The organism is Ferdinandcohnia sp. GQ5, assembly GCF_059759275.1.
The window spans coordinates 44,542-62,367 of the sequence record NZ_JCAXEW010000010.1; the positions used below are offsets into that span (position 1 = coordinate 44,542).

The window sequence follows — 17,826 nt, forward strand, 5'->3', positions numbered from 1 at the left end:
ATCTACTATAGATTCGTCTTTCCTTCATTTTTTAAGTTGAATGATTATATATGGAGGAACCCATATGATACATACGTACGAAGATGCTTTGACTTGGATTCATGGAAGATTAAGACTTGGTATGAAACCAGGACTTGCGCGAATGGAATGGATGATGGAACGGCTCGGTCAACCGCAAAAAAAAATTAAAGCAATCCATGTAGCAGGAACAAATGGGAAAGGCTCAACTGTTAGCTACATTCGCAATATGTTACAAGAAGCTGGATACAGAGTTGGAACATTTACTTCACCCTATATTGAGACCTTTAATGAACGAATTAGTGTAAATGGAAAACCTATAACAAACGACGAAATTGTCACCCTTTTAAAGGTGATCAAACCATTAGCAGATGAACTAGAAGGAACCGAACTCGGGGGTCCAACTGAATTTGAAGTAATCACAGCAATGGCTCTCTATTATTTCGGGGAAAATCCCAATATCGACTTTGTGATAATGGAGGTTGGATTAGGGGGTAAGTTAGACTCTACAAATGTGATAACTCCTCTTGTATCCATAATTACGAGCATTGGATTTGATCATATGAACATACTAGGGGACACCATTGAAAAAATTACCGGAGAAAAAGCGGGTATCATTAAGCAGAATGTCCCGGTCGTGTCAGCTGTTGAACAACAGGAAGCTATTGAAGTTATTAATGCCAAGGCAAAAGAAACAAATAGCCCAATTTATCAGTTGGGACAGGATTTTTTTATTTCAGATCACCAACACAAAAATGGAGAATCATTTACTCTAAAAGCACATCAAAAAACATTTCATAATCTAACCATTGCCATGAAGGGTACACATCAGGTAAGAAACGCTAGTCTTGCAGTAATGACGATAAATATTTTGAAAAATAGCGGGATTGTACAAATAGGAGATCAAGAGCTTGCAGCTGGATTGGAAAAAACAAAATGGATCGGTCGCTTTGAAGAAATTTCGAAAAAGCCTCTCGTCATTCTAGACGGAGCTCATAATCCAGAAGGAATTAAAAGCCTTGTTGATACAATCCAGGCTCACTTAAAAGGTAAGGAAGTCCACATTATTTTTAGCGCATTACATGATAAAAAACTTGATACAATGATTGGCCAACTAGAAGCAGTCGCTCATAACCTAACATTTACAACCTTTGACTTTCCGAGAGCAGCAAGCTCCAAGGAACTATATGAAAATTCTTCTAAAGGTGAAACAATCGTAACGATTGATAACTGGATGGAAGCTGTGAAATCGGAATTAGACAAGGTGACAGCGGAACAAAATTCAGTCCTAGTAATAACTGGTTCACTTTATTTTATATCAGAGGTTAGGGGATATTTATTATCAAAATAACTGAATAGAGGCAAGATAGAAGTGAAATAGATAAGAAAAGAATTTTTCTTGTCTATTTTTTTACATGAAAATACAAATTCTGACACGACTTTATGTTTTTTTCTTTCCAATATTATTTAATAACAATATAATGGTGCTAAAGAACTATTTGTAGAGGGGGAATGGAGGTTGAAGTTAAAGAATCAAAATGGAATCACCTTACTTGAAATACTCGCCTCCATCGTCATTCTGTCAATTATCATTGTTTCAATCACACCAATGTACATACAATCATCTAGGGCTAATCATCTATCAAAAAATATAACAGAGTCAACTTATCTTGCAGAATCCGAGATGGAAGAAATCATAAATTTAAATACAAATTCTACTACACGTTCATTAACTGATCTATCAAATAAGTTACAAAATAAAGGATACAGAAATGATCCTTCATGCACGAATTGTTATGGAATATCTAAAGAAGGACGGTATGTATTTGTACAGATCAAAGATCATTCAACTGACCTAGGAAAAGTTGTTCTAAAAGTCTATAGAGATACATCTAAAAAAGAGCTTGAATCCCAAATGGAGATGATTATATCTTGGAAAAAATAGTGGGTGTTAATAAATGATAAAGTCCGAAAGAGGTGTTAGCTTAATTGAACTTTTGGCCGCCATTGCACTTCTTTCAGTCGTTCTACTCCTAGCTAGTTCTGTTCATTTATTTGGACAAAAACAAATGAATTCCCAATCAGATGAGGTACAAATACAATCACAAGAAAGACTAGCGGCAAATATAATCACAAAGGAAATTAGAAAAGCAAAAACTGTCGAGGTGAAAAACCCTAATCAGTTAACCCTTAATGATACAGATACTTACAAACTTGAAGGAACGACAATTAAGAAAAACAATGAAGAGTTCATGACAAAAATAAATGGTTTTTCTGTTTCAAAGAATGAAAATAAAGTTAGTTTAAAAATTGGGAACCTGCCAGAAACCACTATTTATATACGAGAATAGGCGTGATATTTTGAAAAAACGGACTTCATTCTTAAATAATGAAAAAGGCGTTGCCTTAGTTATGGTGCTGTTAATCTTAACGGTTGTTACTATTTTAGGCCTAGCTCTAATGGGACTTACATTGAATAATATGAAAATGAGCTCCAGTGATAGAACCTATCAATCTACTTATTATATTGCTGAATCAGGCGTAACATATACGTTGGATAAAATGAATAAGAACATAGTAAATATTTATAATGACTCTACAAATAAAACTACGTTTTTCTCAAAAATTGATAGTATGTTCACGGATATTAACAATGAACTACCCTATACAAATTTTGAAGAAGCTTTTGGACATAAACCAGAAGCAAAAATTTTGATCGAAAAGATTGGAAATCAAAATACGAATTCAAGTCATCAAGATTATAAAATCACATCAATCGGAACAATCGATAATCGGTCACGAACGGTGGAGAAACAAATCCGCATCAAATGGGTAGCTAAAAATAATGTGGAAATCCCTGATACAGCTGTTTTTGTTAAAGAAGTTATTGATTTATCAGGTGGGGCCGATATTTTTGGTAATGTAGGGACAAACTCATCTGCCCCTAAATCGGTCAGACTTAGCGGTGGTGCTGATATTTCAGGTACGGTATATGTAGGCCCTAGTGCTGGAAATGATGTTATTGAGAAACCTCAAAATATGGCCGTTGACTTTGAAATAGTTAAATTACCGTATATAAAAGTATTTAACTTACCGCAGTTTCCTGCATTTCCTACCAATCCAATACCAAAGAACGAAAGAATTTATAACAATAACAATAGTCATGATGTCATTTATAACGGATCATTACATATTAATGATTGGGTTGCTAACAATTACACATTATATATGACAGAGGATTTGCAATTCGATGAGATTTATATTACTTCGAATAATACATTAAATATAGATATAGGTAGTGCTGATCGAAACATCGTACTAAATCATTTAAATGTTCCAAACGGAAAAATAAATATCATTGGAACAGGAAAACTTACCCTTTATGTTAATAACAATATAACAATGGGTGCAGGCAGTGTTATTAATACCACTGATGAGATTGAAAATATTAAAAAGAATAATGAAGCAACAAGTTCGGAGCTAATCAGAGAACAAATTAAAATGCTTGATATTTTTTATAAAGGCCTTAGCCTGGATATGTCAGGAAGTCAAAAAATATATGGTTCGTTATATGCACGAAATGCAAACATTTCTCTGACTGGGGGATCGGGTTTTCAAGGTCATATTATTACTGGTGGTGGAAAGATAGACATTAGTGGAGGAGCTAATGCTATAACTCAAATTTTTTATGCACCAAATTCAAATGTAAATATATCAGGTGGAGGCACCATTGTAGGTAATATTATTTCTAAGAACTTAACCATTTCTGGGGGAGGATCAATAACACATAATAATGCCTCAGATGACGATTTACCCCCAATCTTTGGTGGTTCAACGGGTGCCGTATCATCAAAAGATATTCTCTCATTAGAACCAACTAGAGAAAAATAACGATAGTAAATGGGGCGAACGGCCCTATTTTTTTATGCTTTAGAATCGAGTTTGAAAAAATGACAAAATGTATGAATTTATTACAAATATCGTCTAAATTTTCTTTAGTATTTTCCTATTTTCATATAAAATGATAGGTGATGAATAGGCATTTTTTACTATAAAAACATGCGTTTGAATCTGGGGACACTACAAACTAAAGTTACAATTTAGTTTCGTCTAATAAAAGCTACCGCTATAAGCAGTTGAAGGGGGGACAACTTTGCAAAAAATAGTTTCAGTTAAAATATTTAGTCTGCTAATTATTTGTGTTTTACTGCTATCACTTTTTTCTACTGTTGGAGCAAGAACGTATCATGCATTCTTTGCCGAAGAAATCTTCAAGGAAAGGACTATGATTGGACCCGTGGATGTTTCAGGCTTAACTAAGGAAGATGCAAAAGGCATTTTATTATCAGAGATTGAAAACTGGTATGGGACAGGTGAACTCTCAGTTGTATCTGGTGATAAAAAAATGAAATTGAACAAACGTGAAGTATATAGCTTTCATATTCTTGAGAGTATTAATTCAGCAGCTAATGGCTTCCAAAACCCCCTTCTTACAGATTTAAAGGATGATCAAATTGAAACAGTACTTACTGAATTAACTTTGATGGAAATAGAGGATTTTGAATCTAAAGAACTTAAATCTGGGATATTATCACCAGCCTCAAATTTACTTCCTGGTGAAATAGAAATTAACCTTGATCAATTTGTTATTGTAGATGATTCCAATGTACTATCACAGTCGGTTGTTAGTAATATAGACGATGAGAGTGAAATAGAAAAATGGGTTAACGAATATGGAGTTGTTCATGTACCTGCAAATAAGCCATTTTCACTACTTACCTTATTATCTGAAAGTGGCACAACAAATCACTATTCAGACAAAGCATTAAGTGTAATCGCTACAGGAATATATTCTACTGTACTACCGTCTAATTTTGAAATCATTGAACGACATATTAGTGATGTGCTGCCTTCTTATGCTGATTTTGGATATGAGGCAAAAATTGAAAACAAGAAAAAGGATTTAATTATCTACAATGAAAATCCTTACGATTATAAACTAGTCTTTTCATTAACGAGCAAAGGGTTAGAAGTCCAACTTGTAGGTGCGGAGCTTCCACAAACAATCAAAGTCTCCATAGAGGATGAAGAAACCTTTAAGCCAAAGATAATTAAGCAATATGATAGTACCCTTCCCAAGGGAAAAATGGTTGTCAAACAACAAGGTAGTCCTGGTAAAGTTGCAAAAGTATATCGAATAATGAGTGAGAGTGGCCAAGTAGATCAAAGGGTGAAGATAGCTGAGGATTATTATCCACCAATCCATACGATTGAAGCCCATAGTATTATCGTACCGGAACGATCGCCAAACCTAAATGTTTCTGATCCTGAAGACAATGAAGCTAATTTCGAATCAACCACTCCTGGCAATAATAATCGAACAGAAGGAGAAAAAAATAACAAAGAATCGGGAAATGAATCTAAGGAAGAGAACGAACAAGAAAATATAGATTTATGGGAAGATCCTGACCCAATGCATTTAATAAAATCTTAGGAAGGGGAAATTCATGCGAAAACTTCGTAAGCGATTAGGGGACTTACTACTTGAGTCAGGTCTGATAACAGGAAATCAATTAAAACAAGCGCTTGAGGACAAAACAGAGTCTCAAAAACTTGGGGATATTCTTCTTCAAAAAGGGTTTATAACCGAACAACAATTAATTGAAGTACTAGAATTTCAATTGGGGATACCACATGTTAGTTTATTCCGTTATCCAGTTGATACGACATTAACAAACCTGATTCCAAAAGAAATGGCGAGACGTCATTCTTTAATTGCACTTCGAAAAGAAGGGGACAAGCTTTTTGTGGCAATGGCAGACCCAATGGACTTTTATGCAATTGATGATCTACGTCTATTGACCGGATTTCATATTGAACCTGTCATCGCTTCAAAGGATGAAATCTTACGTGCAATTAATAAGTTCTATGATCTGGATGAAGGAGTAAAGGAACTTTTTAATGAAGCACCAACTGAAATCCAAGAAGAGAAAATTACAAATGAGGATTCACCGGTTGTTAAGTTAGTCAATCAGATATTGCAAAATGCAGTCCAACAGCGTGCAAGTGATATTCATGTGGATCCACATGAAACGAAGGTTATGCTTCGTTACCGAGTGGATGGAGTGCTCCGTACAGAACGTGCTTTACCGAAAAGCATGCAAGGAGTCTTAACTGCAAGAATCAAAATTATGGCAAATCTTGACATTACAGAAAGTAGAATCCCACAGGATGGCCGCATAAAAGTTAATCTTGAAGCACACCATATTGATTTACGTGTTTCAACATTGCCAACCGTTTATGGCGAAAAAATCGTAATGAGGGTCTTAGATTTAGGAAGCTCCCTTAATAATCTTTCACAATTAGGATTTAATCAAATTAACTTTAATAAATTTAAGAACTTAATTAAAAAACCTACGGGTATTGTATTGATCACAGGCCCAACGGGATCTGGTAAGTCTTCAACCCTTTATGCTGCTTTAAACCATCTTAATTCAGAGCAAGTAAATATAATTACAATTGAAGACCCTGTTGAATATCAACTCGAAGGTATTAATCAAATTCAAGTAAATGCTAATGTAGGAATGACGTTTGCGAAAGGCCTAAGAGCGATATTAAGACAAGACCCTAATATCATCATGGTAGGGGAAATACGTGATCGAGAAACAGCAGATGTAGCAGTAAGAGCTTCCCTAACGGGTCATTTAGTATTAAGTACTCTACATACAAATGATTCTCTGGGAACAATAACTCGTCTGATTGATATGGGTGTTGAACCTTTTCTTGTTGCTTCTTCACTATCAGGTGTAGTGGCCCAACGATTAGTTCGCCGGGTATGCCGGGATTGTGGTCAACTGCAGGAACCTACCGTTCGTGAGCTCGAAATCTTCGTAAAACGTGGTATTTCAGTTGATAAGGTGAACAGAGGAAAAGGCTGCGGGACGTGTAATATGACGGGTTATAAAGGCAGAGTTGCTATTCATGAATTATTGGTAATTAATGATGATTTGAAAAGGGCAATTATGAATCGAGAATCCTACACGACACTTCGTGAGTTGGCCATTAAAAATGAAACCATCTTTCTAATTGATGATGGACTATTAAAGGTTCAGCAAGGATTAACAACGACTGAAGAAATATTACGAGTAACAACTGCTGAATAGGTGGGAACTAAATGAGAGAAGAAATAAATCGAATTTTATATTCAGCAAATGAACATAAGGCTTCGGATATTCATATTACCGCTGGTGTACCACCAATATTCCGTATCAATGGAGAATTAAAAAGATACGGAAAAGAAATCTTAAAGCAGCCTGTAATTGAGGAAATATCCAAAGCGATTGTCCCAGAAGAAATGTGGGACCAATTCAAAGCAAAAGGAGAACTTGATTTTTCCTATGGAATCGCTGGCGTATCACGTTTCCGCGTTAACATTTATATGCAAAGAAGCTGTCCTGCAATTGCATTTCGAGTAATTCCTACGTCTATTCCGACAATCGAAGATCTTGCATTGCCCCAGGTGCTTAAAAAGATTTGTCAAAAACCTCAGGGCTTGATACTAGTAACAGGCCCGACAGGTAGTGGGAAGTCAACCACACTTGCTGCAATGATTCAATATATTAACCAAACAATGAGTAAACATGTTGTGACGTTAGAAGACCCGATAGAATACTTGCATAAACATGGTATGAGTATTATTGAGCAACGCGAGGTTGGAAGTGACACTCATAATTTTGCAAATGGTCTTCGCGCAGCACTAAGGCAAGATCCTGATGTTATTCTTGTAGGTGAAATGCGGGATTTAGAAACAACACAAACGGCTATTACAGCTGCAGAAACTGGCCACCTTGTGCTAGGCACCTTACATACAGTAAGTGCTCCTTCAACAATAGACCGAATCATTGACATGTTTCCCTATGCCCAGCAGCCTCAAATCAAGATTCAGCTAGCAAACGTTCTAGTAAGTGTTATCTCACAGAGATTATTTCCAACCATTGATAGAAAGGGTAGGAAAGCTGCTACAGAAATCTTGCTTAATAATTCAGCAGTTGCAAATTTAATTCGAAACGATAAAAATCATCAAATTAAAAATGTGATGCAAACAAGCCGTGCCGAAGGAATGCATACGCTCGAAAGCAATATTCGGGACTTAATCCGTGCCGGGGTTATTTCAAAGGAAATTGCAGAACCATTTATACAGGAGTTAAATTCAAATGGCTAGATATAAATATGAGGGAAGAGATAAATTTGGAAAAAAGTCCGGCACAATTTCAGGAACTTCTAAGACTGATGCGGTCGCAACTCTGCGTGATAAAGGAATTAGGGTAATTAGTATTAATGAAGTACCTGAGACCTTTTTAACGAAGGATTTAGCCATTGGCAATCCTGTTAAACTAAGGGACTTTGTCATCTTTTTAAGACAGTTTTCAACCCTGATTAAAGCTGGGGTAACCATTGTCGATTCAATGAATATTTTGGCGCACCAAACAGATAGTAAACCACTTAAAAATGCTCTGTTAGAAGTAGAGCTGGACCTTAGAGAAGGGATTGCCTTATCAACTGCTACTGCAAAGCATAAACGAATTTTTACTAACTTATTTACGAATATGGTACGTGTAGGTGAGGTTGGCGGAAGTCTGGATGAAACACTTGAAAACCTTGCAGTGTATTATGAGAAACAAAATAAAACAAGACAAAAGGTAAAATCAGCGATGGCATATCCAATCGTAATTGGAATCGTTGCAATTGCTGTTGTCATCTTTTTATTAGTTTCTGTTGTCCCAACCTTTGTTGATATGTTTGCTGACTTTGGCGCAGAATTACCTACTATCACAAAATTTGTGTTAAACGCAAGTGTGTTTATGCAAAAGTTTTGGTGGCTTGTAATACTTTTCGGCATTGTCATTTATATAATGTTTGTTCTTCTTAAACAAAGACAAGAAACAAGATATTACTTAGATTATGCCAAAATAAAAATGCCCATTTTTGGGAAGCTAATTCAAAAGGCTGTTCTTGCCCGCCTAACGAGAACACTAAGTTCCATGTTGAATAGTTCAGTACCTATTTTACAAGCGTTAGTTGTTGTTGAAACAATTGTTGAAAATGAAGTAATAGCGGAAGTTATTAAGCAGTCAAGAAAAGCGCTAGAACAAGGAAAATCGATGACAGATCCGATGAAAAAGCACTGGGCGTTCCCACCGCTAATCATCCATATGATTGCGATTGGTGAAAGTACAGGTTCGTTAGATGAGATGCTAGGGAAAGTAGCAGATTTTTATGAGGATGAAGTGGAAAATGCAACCGACCAATTAAAATCATTGATTGAACCATTAATGATTGTATTCTTGAGTAGTATTGTCGGGACTATAGTCACAGCGATTCTGGTCCCAATGTTCGACATCTTTAATCAAATACAATGATAGAATTATGAAAAAAGACACATCTTTGTAAAAAATATGTTTAAATTCATGTTATTTCGAACAAATTTCTAGTGTTTTCAACAGCATTTGCTATTATAATAAATAGTATAAATGGACTAGTTCCTAAAAAGGAGAGGGAAACATGTTTAAAAAGCATTTGAAAAATCAAAAGGGGTTAACTTTAATTGAATTACTAGCAGTTATAGTAATTTTAGGTATTATTGCGGCGATTGCGATTCCGGCGATTGGGAATGTGATTAACAATAGTAGGGATAATGCTGCATTGGCTGATGCCCAACAAATAATTGATGGGGCTAAATTATATGTTGCATCAACAAATAGTACAGGAGATAGAGAAATAACCAAAGCAAATTTAAAAGATTATGTAGATAAAGCTGAAGGATTTGAAAAAGTTACTTTAATAGATGGCGTTTATACTATTATTGGCCATACAGATGCTAATACTGCAGCCGATGCTCGAGTTGCAAATATTAGTGAGGGTGGATTAACTGAAGCAGAGATACAAAAAGCATTGAATACTGAAAAGGCAGGAAATGATAATAAAGAAGAAGACGAAGAAAATGCTGGGTAATTATATTGTTTTTTAACCAGATAACCCTCTATTAATAAGAGGGTTATCGTTTTAAAATGGGTGGAGATAATGTTGAGTATTTTAGTTATAGGTTTTATTTACATTTTGTTACTTGGATTGGTTTTAGGCTCCTTCTTCAACGTCGTAGGCCTCCGCATTCCAGCAGGCCAGTCTATTGTTCGCCCGCGTTCTGCATGCCCAACTTGTAAGCATCAGCTTACAGCGATAGAATTAATCCCGGTTTTTTCATACATATTACAAAGAGGTAAGTGCCGAAAATGTAAAACCCACATCTCACCTATATATGCTTCAATCGAACTTGCTACTGCAATTCTTTTCACGATTTCACCATTGCTGGTGGGATGGTCAAAAGAATTGATCATTGCTTGGACTTTGATTTCATTATTGGTCATAATTTTCGTTTCAGACATCACCTATATGATCATCCCAGATAAGGTTCTATTCTTTTTTGCCCCATTACTTATTATAGAGCGTATTTATGTGCCACTTGAACCATGGTGGGATATGATCACAGGTAGTTTAGTTGGCTTTCTGTTACTCTATCTTATCGCTGTCGTTAGCAAAGGTGGGATGGGTGGAGGCGATATTAAACTTTATGCAGTCATCGGTCTTGCATTGGGTTGGAAACTTGTCCTTCTGTCCTTTTTCCTCGCTACTCTTATTGGTACGTTTTTCGGATTAATCGGGATTGCAATTGGCAAAGTTAAAAAAGGAAAACCCATGCCGTTTGGTCCAGCCATTGTCATCGGTACACTTATAGCATATTTCTGGGGACACAACCTAATCGCGATGTATATTGACCTAATAGGATTTTGATAGTAAGGGGATACATAATGGCTTTTACACTTTTTTCACCAAGTAAACTTGCAAATATCATTTTAAAAGATCATGTAATTCGTTATGTGGGTGTGAAACGCTCTAACCCTATCACAGTACATAAGTTTCGAGAAAAATATTTACCGCCTGGCATTATTCATGAAGGCAGAATCATTGAACGTGACACACTTCATTTAATTCTAGAAGAATGTATGACAGATTGGGGTATCAAAAATAATCAAGTCCAATTTATTATTCCAGACTCATTTGTAGTCATTCGAAAGATATCGATTCCAAATGAAGTGAAAGATGATGAGATTTTAGGATATATTTACTTAGAGCTCGGAGCAACCATTCATCTTCCTTTCGAAGACCCTGTTTTGGATTATAAAATTCTTTCTGAAGTTGAAAAGAAAAAAGAGGTTCTCATTTTTGCAGCACCTGAGGATGTTGCTACCGAATACTCGTCCCTATTAGAGGATATTTCGTTAAAGCCTATTGCAGCAGATATTTCACCACTTTGTATGTATCGACTATTTCATTTTTGTAAGAAAACAAGTGCAGAAGAACATTCACTATTGCTTCAATTTGATCTACAATCTGCAAATATAAGTATTTTTCATCACGACATCCCTTTGTTTATGAGGCATATTACCTTAGAAACATCAATTGATGATTGGGATATCCAACAAAACTCTTCCAAAACCTTAGCAGACATAAGATGGAATAGTCATCGCAGTAAGTTAGAAGTCCTGATAGATGAAATAACTAAAGAGATTGAACATGTGATGAATTTTTATAGTTTTAACATGTCACAGGGGAAAGAGAGAGTTACGAATATTCTCGTTAGCGGGGATCATCCAAATCTTCCAGACATCACATCAACACTTGTTGAACGATATGAAATTCCAGTATGTACAATTGATACATTTGAGAAAATGCCTAGTCAATATTTTCTACCATTAGGATTGGCGCTAAAAGAGGTGTAATTATGCTTGTGGATATTAATTTACTACCAAGAAAAGAGTTTAAAAATCGAGCGAAATTACTACTCCTTCTTATGATTCTTGGTGTTGCAATCATTGGATTTTTGTTAATCTTTTTACAATATAAACAAGTAACTTCACTTGAAGAAAATCTTGCAAACCAAATTGAGACACTACAAGAAAAACGAGCAGCAGAGGAACAAAAATATGCATCCGCAAATAATTCGAATAATCTAATCAATTTAGAAAGAACTGTGGAGTGGGCTGATGGCTATTTTGTAGAGTCGGTACCGATTATAAATCATTTAACTAAGTTATTGCCTGAACGGGGTTTTGTTCAAAAAATTTCATACTCAGAGGATGGAATTGTTTCTTTAGAAGTTCAGTTTGATACCAATACAGAAAATGCTCATTATCTGGCTTTACTTACTGAATCTCCGTTTATTCGTTCAGCACGTCTATTAACTGTCTCTACTACCCCAATTTTAGAAGAGAATGGGGAGAAGGCCGATAATAAAGAACAATCGAACAATAATAGTAATGAGGCTGAGGATGCTCCAACTGGTAATGCGGTTGAAACAGACATAAATAATGACATTCTGCCTAGGTATTTTGCTCAATATGAGATTGTTTTTGAGAAGAGTGCCATCCGTTCATTACAGGAGGGAAATTAGGTATGACTCTCCAATTTTCACGAAAACAAATTATCTATTTGGTTATGTCTATCGTCTTTTTAGCTGGTGTTTTTTATTTAACCTATTTTCTCTTAGTAAAACCAGTGAAGTTGAAAATATCTCAATTAGAGAAAAGTGTAAAAACAGAAGAAAGACTATTAGAGTTAATATCGAATAAACGTACGAACGAAACGCCAAATATTAGTTCTACTGAAATTCAAAAAAGAATTCCAGTAGTTCCTCTAGTCGAGCAAATCGTCTTGGATCTTGAACGTGCAGAGACTTTATCTGAGAGTCGAGTTATTAGTATGTCTTATAGCGAAAGTGAATTCACATTATTCGATGAAACTCAACCTGTTGAGGAACGGGAAGCAACGAATCTCGAAAATGAAAAAAATGATCAAGCTTCGACTGAAGATGGGTCAAATGATGCCAATGAGACTGTGGAAGAAGTGAAGGATATTGATCCTGAACTTATCGATGGACTAAACCAGATAACTGTAACATTACAAATCCAATCACCCACCTATCCCGATTTGGAGAAGTTCTTATCTGTTATCGAACACCAGACTAGAATAACAAGGGTGGATTCAATAAGCTTTTCAGGTACTCCGGAGTTGACATCTGTGGATCAAATGGCACAACCACTCGTGTATGATGTGACCATTTCAACTTTTTATATGCCTAAATACCCTGAACTTGCTGAAGAGGCACCAAAACTTACGGTTCCCCCACCAAGCAACAAGGATAATCCTTTGGCAACAGGTTTAGAAAAGAAAAGTGAAGAAAATGAGTAGCTGATAACCTAGTAAAGGACGAGGCAAAGCAAAAATGTCTCGTTTTTAGCTGTTATCGCAGTATCATAAAAGTTTTATAAAATCTAAACATTAGTATAAAATAACAAAATGTAAAAAAATGGATTCGATGAAAAAACACTTTCCTAAACATTTAATGCAACTGTTAAAAGGAACTTGATGATCTTTATAGAAAGATGTGAGAGCAACTTGGAATCTCTTGTAATTGCAATTATTTCTCTTTTAATAATACTACCCATTATTTATTTTTTTCCTATTGGTTTTACTCACAAGGGAAAGTTACTAATTCTTTTTTGTGCATTTATCGTATTCACTATTGGTATCGCATTGAAGACAGTAATGAGTGTATGGCAAACTGGCTTAGTGTTAATACTGCTAGCAATAGGAGCTTCATATTTAATTGGAAAAAAATATGGAAATCAATTATTTATTCATCACGAAAATAGTGCAGAATACGAAGATCAAGTCATTAAATTTGAAATTGAAGATGAGATTGAAGAAGAAATACGAAAGCAGGCAAGCCCTCAAAAAGACAAGGCACTTCAAGTTGAGCGGGATATCGTTTCTCCTCAAACACAAGCAGTTGATGAGGAATTTGTTGAAGAACTTGAACCAATTGTCAATCAAAAAAATGATGAATACATCATTGAAAATATACATGTTGAAAATGAAGAACTTCCAGATGTCACACACACAAACAATCAGGACGGAAATCACGAATTTGAGGAACTGCTCAAAGAAATCGAACTGGAATTAAACCCTACTAATGAAATACAAAAAACGGATGAAATTCTTGAAGCATCTGAAGAAACGATAGAAATTGAACCAAACGATCTAGATGAAGAGAAAGATGAAATTCAAATGACTGCACCTTCAACCCTTGAAGAAATTCAAATTGCTAGTTTACCAGTCAATAAAGTCGAACATCCGAGTGAAGAAAGTGGTATAGAGGGTATCCCACTCATTGAACCTAGCGAAAATACGCTTGAAGAAATTGAGGGTGATTCAACTGAAGAAGATGTCATTCTGTCCATTCCTGTTGAAAACGAGAATACAATTCAGGAAGTACAACTAGACGCATCACAGAATCAGATTGGTGAAGCTCGGGAAATAGAAGAACTAGAAGAAATCGGAAGAATATCATTAGAAATTGAGCAATTCGATGAAACAAAGGAAGATTATCCTAGTACTGAAACGATGGAAGTTGTTGAAGTAGAGGACGATACTCAAGGAAATCAAGACAATAATAACGTGCTAAGACAAAAGATCTTTGCTACGATGATTTCTCAAATAAAACTTTCACGTAATAAAGTCTCAAATTCTCGCTATGAAAAGATAATTCTGGACCATCTCAATCCTCAACTTTCTGATCATGAGTATTATACATTTGTTAGTTTATTAATAGAACATTATATAAATACAGGACAAATTGAAGAACTATCATCTTTACTATCACAAAATAGAGTTAGGTTTGAAAAATATCCTGTAATTTTACATGAAATTAATTATATTAAAGATGAATATTGCAAAATATGACGAAAAATATCGAAGAACATGGTAAAATGAATGAAAAAAGACGCATGAAAAAATAACTAGGTGTGGTGAATAGAATGAAGAAGAGTGTTGAAATAGTTGGTCTGCCAATCATTAGTATTATAGATGGAATCGAAATTGGAAAGGTTAAATCCTTAGTGATAAATCCTGAAAAAGGCTCAGTGGACTTTCTTACTATAGAACATGAAGATTGGCAAGTTAGTGTGAAGGCTATTCCGTTCAAAAGGGTAGTTGGTATTGGTGAGTACGCCGTCACTATTGAAAGTGAAGGCTCTGTTATAGATTTGAATGAGATACCAATTGCAAATTCACTTGTAAATAAGAAAATCAAAATTACGAATACAAAAGTCATGACAAGAAAAGGACAATTATTAGGGGAAGTCCTTGAATATTATGTGGATGATGAAACAGGAAATCTATTAGGTACATTATTAAATGTCTCTGGAAGTGAAGTGGCTCTCGCATCTGATTCTGTTCTTACATATGGAAAAGACATTATTATTGTAGAGGAAGACGCGTCATCTAAGTTCCTTGACTCTGTAGAGTATTTCGAAAATCCAATACTAGAAACACAAAATGAACCAAATGAAGAAATCATTGAAAAAGTTTTACCCGCATCATCAACAGAAGAACAAAGTCCATTTGATGAAATTAATGCATCAATAGACAAGCATGAAGAAGCAGAAGCAAAAGCACTTCGCCTCAAACAAGTAGATCTTCTATATGGCAAAGTAGTCACTAAAGACATTTTGGACAATGAAGGAAATGTTTTAATACCAGCTGGCACTCATTTATCAGTAGATGATATTATAAAGGCTCAAGACTTAGGTCCTAATGTTTTTGTAGAATTATCAATGAATGTTGAACAATAAACCCACGAATTAGTGGGTTTTTTTACTTTATATGTACTCATGGAAACCCAACAATTGTTATCATTTGTAACAATTTGACGAAAACCTCTAGTAACAAGACGACAAATGTCTTGTTCTTTTTTTTTATAGGTATGGTAGCATTGAAAAAAAAGTAGGCGTTCCTTAAATGGGTGGTGAAAAAATGGACAAGCAGAATCGGATTTCTATTAAAATTAATGGCAAGGAGCCGAAGGTTAAGAAGGAAAAGAAAGAGAAAACAGAATTTGTCGAAAAGGAAAAACCTCTTATTATTGTTGAAAATGAAGAGGTTGCGGCAGCACAAGAGGAAGAAGAGGATGATTTTAGCTGGGTTCTACCAGATGAAGATTTGAGAAATCAAAAAACAAAAGAAAAAGAGATTCCTGTGATTCCAATTGAAGATTTACGTCATACCAATGGTCCTAGCAAAATTCCATATTTACCGAAAAAGAGTAAAGGAATACAAGTATTTTCATTAAAACAATTGGTTATTTCAATTGCTTTAGCCATCGTTCTTGGCACAGGTTTTGGGTTCATGATTTTAAAAGTCGTAGAAGATGTGAATGCTGGACCAGCAGATAATGAAAACCCAACACAAGTTACAAACGGCAATCCTGCTCCAACTGGGAAACAGGAAGACCCACCTGCAAGTGATCAGGTTGCGATAGATTTAGAGACTCTATCAACTGGGATCGTACAAGGTGGTAAATTTTCAACTGCTGAATCTGCTAATACAACTGTGAGTGATATCAAAGGTAAAGGGTTTGCTGCAACGACTGTTGAAATGGATGGTGCGTTTTACGTTCTTGCTGGTATCGGTTCTGAACAAGGCTCAGTTGGGGATATTAAGGCCAAATACAAAGAAGCATTCCCTGAGTTTTTTACGAAAACATTCGAGATGCCGGGTGGGTCTTATTCGAAAGTAGGAAAAATGGACTCAGAAGCAATTAAGTTAAGTCTACCAGTATTTAAGGAATTATTAACTCTATCTTCTCAAGCATTTGGTACGGGTACGATTGATAACGGACAATTAGAGAATCTATCAAAACAATTATCGGCAGTAAAGGAAATCAAAAAAGACAACCTGCATGAACAGCTTAAAGAATTCAATGCGAATATTGAGTCTTCCTTTACTCAGCTACAATCCTTTAAAAATGGTGGCGACGAGAAGGCATTGTGGCAATCACAACAATCACTATTAAATGCGTACCAAGCCTATACCGTTTGGATTTCTGAGCTAAGTTAGTCAAAATTAAATTTTACAATCGACTGGGAAAGGAGAAATAAACTCCTTTCCTTCTTTATGGATTGAATTTCTTTGGGTTTACATAAATAGATAAATTTTTACAAACGATAAATTATCGACAAAATTCAATTTTTCGTAATTGTAGAGTCAGGTTTTGTTTGATACGATAAACAGGTATCTTCCATTCTGAAATATAAAGATAAAGGGTGAATAAATCATGCAACACCTCGTTTTAGCCTCTGGTTCCCCACGACGAAAAGAACTTCTTAGAAATGTGAAACTTTCCTTCGATGTTTCCGTCAGTAATATTGATGAATCCATTGACGAAACACTCACTCCTGAAGAAAAAGCAATGACCATAGCCTTAAAAAAAGCAAAGGCAATCCTGGAGCAATTCCCTGATTCCTATATTCTTGCAGCAGATACAGCTGTTGTGTTTCAAAACCAATTTTTAGGTAAACCTAAAAACGAACAGGAATCTATAGATGTTTTAAAAACACTTTCAAATCAAACACATGAAGTCGTAACAGGAGTTGCGATCCTTTTTAAGGACACCCAAAAAACGTTTTTTGAGAGAACAGAAGTAACGTTTTGGGACCTTACGGATGAGGAAATTCAAACATATGTTGCTTCAGGCGAACCAAAGGATAAAGCAGGTTCATATGGAATTCAAGGACTTGGATCTGCACTCGTCAAACATATTAAAGGGGACTATTTTTCTGTAGTAGGATTGCCTGTATCAAGAACCCTTCGTGAATTAAGAAATCTAGGTTTTCACTGCTAAAAAATTTGTAC

Annotated in this window: 17 protein-coding genes; all 17 read left to right on the forward strand. The window is 35.4% G+C overall.

What is annotated here, in order from left to right; genetic code table 11:
- Positions 1-64 precede the first annotated feature (64 nt).
- The 17 genes from AC6CHV_RS13470 (at position 65) to AC6CHV_RS13550 (ending at position 17,815) form a co-directional block, all read left to right on the forward strand.
- Positions 65-1,369, forward strand: a complete 1,305-nt coding sequence (locus AC6CHV_RS13470; protein WP_341330725.1) for a bifunctional folylpolyglutamate synthase/dihydrofolate synthase — start codon at positions 65-67, stop codon at positions 1,367-1,369.
- 168 nt (positions 1,370-1,537) lie between these two features.
- Positions 1,538-1,963, forward strand: coding sequence for a prepilin-type N-terminal cleavage/methylation domain-containing protein (locus AC6CHV_RS13475; RefSeq protein WP_341330726.1), 426 nt, complete (start codon positions 1,538-1,540; stop codon positions 1,961-1,963).
- 13 nt (positions 1,964-1,976) lie between these two features.
- Positions 1,977-2,369, forward strand: a complete 393-nt coding sequence (locus AC6CHV_RS13480) for a prepilin-type N-terminal cleavage/methylation domain-containing protein (RefSeq protein ID WP_341330727.1) — start codon at positions 1,977-1,979, stop codon at positions 2,367-2,369.
- Positions 2,370-2,379: 10 nt separating this feature from the next.
- On the forward strand, positions 2,380-3,909 hold the full coding sequence (locus tag AC6CHV_RS13485) for a PilX N-terminal domain-containing pilus assembly protein (protein WP_498079036.1): 1,530 nt from the start codon (positions 2,380-2,382) through the stop codon (positions 3,907-3,909).
- Positions 3,910-4,171: 262 nt separating this feature from the next.
- A complete protein-coding gene (locus AC6CHV_RS13490) occupies positions 4,172-5,512 on the forward strand; it encodes a G5 domain-containing protein (RefSeq protein ID WP_498079037.1) in 1,341 nt (446 codons plus the stop codon).
- Between the two features lie 13 nt (positions 5,513-5,525).
- Positions 5,526-7,181 carry an ATPase, T2SS/T4P/T4SS family gene (locus AC6CHV_RS13495; RefSeq protein ID WP_498079038.1) on the forward strand — a complete coding sequence of 552 codons (1,656 nt, stop codon included), beginning with the start codon at positions 5,526-5,528 and terminating at the stop codon, positions 7,179-7,181.
- 11 nt (positions 7,182-7,192) lie between these two features.
- On the forward strand, positions 7,193-8,239 hold the full coding sequence (locus AC6CHV_RS13500) for a PilT/PilU family type 4a pilus ATPase (RefSeq protein WP_498079039.1): 1,047 nt from the start codon (positions 7,193-7,195) through the stop codon (positions 8,237-8,239).
- Positions 8,232-9,437, forward strand: coding sequence for a type II secretion system F family protein (locus AC6CHV_RS13505; protein ID WP_498079040.1), 1,206 nt, complete (start codon positions 8,232-8,234; stop codon positions 9,435-9,437). Before AC6CHV_RS13500 ends, AC6CHV_RS13505 begins: the two co-directional genes overlap by 8 nt.
- Positions 9,438-9,579: 142 nt before the next feature.
- Positions 9,580-10,029, forward strand: a complete 450-nt coding sequence (locus tag AC6CHV_RS13510) for a prepilin-type N-terminal cleavage/methylation domain-containing protein (RefSeq protein ID WP_498079041.1) — start codon at positions 9,580-9,582, stop codon at positions 10,027-10,029.
- A 72-nt stretch (positions 10,030-10,101) separates the two neighbouring features.
- A complete protein-coding gene (locus AC6CHV_RS13515; protein ID WP_498079042.1) occupies positions 10,102-10,866 on the forward strand; it encodes a prepilin peptidase in 765 nt (254 codons plus the stop codon).
- 17 nt (positions 10,867-10,883) lie between these two features.
- Entirely contained in the window at positions 10,884-11,855 is a 972-nt protein-coding gene (gene pilM / locus AC6CHV_RS13520) for a pilus assembly protein PilM (RefSeq protein WP_498079043.1), read from the forward strand.
- A gap of 2 nt (positions 11,856-11,857) precedes the next feature.
- On the forward strand, positions 11,858-12,526 hold the full coding sequence (locus AC6CHV_RS13525) for a PilN domain-containing protein (RefSeq protein ID WP_498079044.1): 669 nt from the start codon (positions 11,858-11,860) through the stop codon (positions 12,524-12,526).
- Positions 12,527-12,528: 2 nt separating this feature from the next.
- Positions 12,529-13,323 (forward strand): hypothetical protein, encoded by a 795-nt coding sequence (locus AC6CHV_RS13530; protein ID WP_498079045.1) that lies wholly within the window; start codon positions 12,529-12,531, stop codon positions 13,321-13,323.
- A 357-nt stretch (positions 13,324-13,680) separates the two neighbouring features.
- On the forward strand, positions 13,681-14,877 hold the full coding sequence (locus tag AC6CHV_RS13535) for a hypothetical protein (RefSeq protein WP_498079046.1): 1,197 nt from the start codon (positions 13,681-13,683) through the stop codon (positions 14,875-14,877).
- Between the two features lie 74 nt (positions 14,878-14,951).
- The gene (locus AC6CHV_RS13540) at positions 14,952-15,767 is read left to right on the forward strand and encodes a PRC-barrel domain-containing protein (protein WP_440272249.1); all 816 of its coding nucleotides are present in this window, start codon (positions 14,952-14,954) and stop codon (positions 15,765-15,767) included.
- Positions 15,768-15,948: 181 nt separating this feature from the next.
- Positions 15,949-17,031 (forward strand): hypothetical protein, encoded by a 1,083-nt coding sequence (locus AC6CHV_RS13545; protein ID WP_498079047.1) that lies wholly within the window; start codon positions 15,949-15,951, stop codon positions 17,029-17,031.
- A 217-nt stretch (positions 17,032-17,248) separates the two neighbouring features.
- Complete coding sequence (locus tag AC6CHV_RS13550) at positions 17,249-17,815, forward strand: Maf family protein (protein WP_121447712.1); 567 nt, start codon at positions 17,249-17,251, stop codon at positions 17,813-17,815.
- The last annotated feature ends 11 nt before the right edge of the window (positions 17,816-17,826 follow it).

Coding starts and splice junctions, on each gene's coding strand:
- AC6CHV_RS13470 (WP_341330725.1), top strand. CDS start 65: ATGATACATACGTACGAAGATGCTTTGACTTGGATTCATGGAAGATTA.
- AC6CHV_RS13480 (WP_341330727.1), top strand. CDS start 1,977: ATGATAAAGTCCGAAAGAGGTGTTAGCTTAATTGAACTTTTGGCCGCC.
- AC6CHV_RS13495 (WP_498079038.1), top strand. CDS start 5,526: ATGCGAAAACTTCGTAAGCGATTAGGGGACTTACTACTTGAGTCAGGT.
- AC6CHV_RS13500 (WP_498079039.1), top strand. CDS start 7,193: ATGAGAGAAGAAATAAATCGAATTTTATATTCAGCAAATGAACATAAG.
- AC6CHV_RS13505 (WP_498079040.1), top strand. CDS start 8,232: ATGGCTAGATATAAATATGAGGGAAGAGATAAATTTGGAAAAAAGTCC.
- AC6CHV_RS13510 (WP_498079041.1), top strand. CDS start 9,580: ATGTTTAAAAAGCATTTGAAAAATCAAAAGGGGTTAACTTTAATTGAA.
- pilM (WP_498079043.1), top strand. CDS start 10,884: ATGGCTTTTACACTTTTTTCACCAAGTAAACTTGCAAATATCATTTTA.
- AC6CHV_RS13525 (WP_498079044.1), top strand. CDS start 11,858: ATGCTTGTGGATATTAATTTACTACCAAGAAAAGAGTTTAAAAATCGA.
- AC6CHV_RS13530 (WP_498079045.1), top strand. CDS start 12,529: ATGACTCTCCAATTTTCACGAAAACAAATTATCTATTTGGTTATGTCT.
- AC6CHV_RS13535 (WP_498079046.1), top strand. CDS start 13,681: ATGAGTGTATGGCAAACTGGCTTAGTGTTAATACTGCTAGCAATAGGA.
- AC6CHV_RS13540 (WP_440272249.1), top strand. CDS start 14,952: ATGAAGAAGAGTGTTGAAATAGTTGGTCTGCCAATCATTAGTATTATA.
- AC6CHV_RS13545 (WP_498079047.1), top strand. CDS start 15,949: ATGGACAAGCAGAATCGGATTTCTATTAAAATTAATGGCAAGGAGCCG.
- AC6CHV_RS13550 (WP_121447712.1), top strand. CDS start 17,249: ATGCAACACCTCGTTTTAGCCTCTGGTTCCCCACGACGAAAAGAACTT.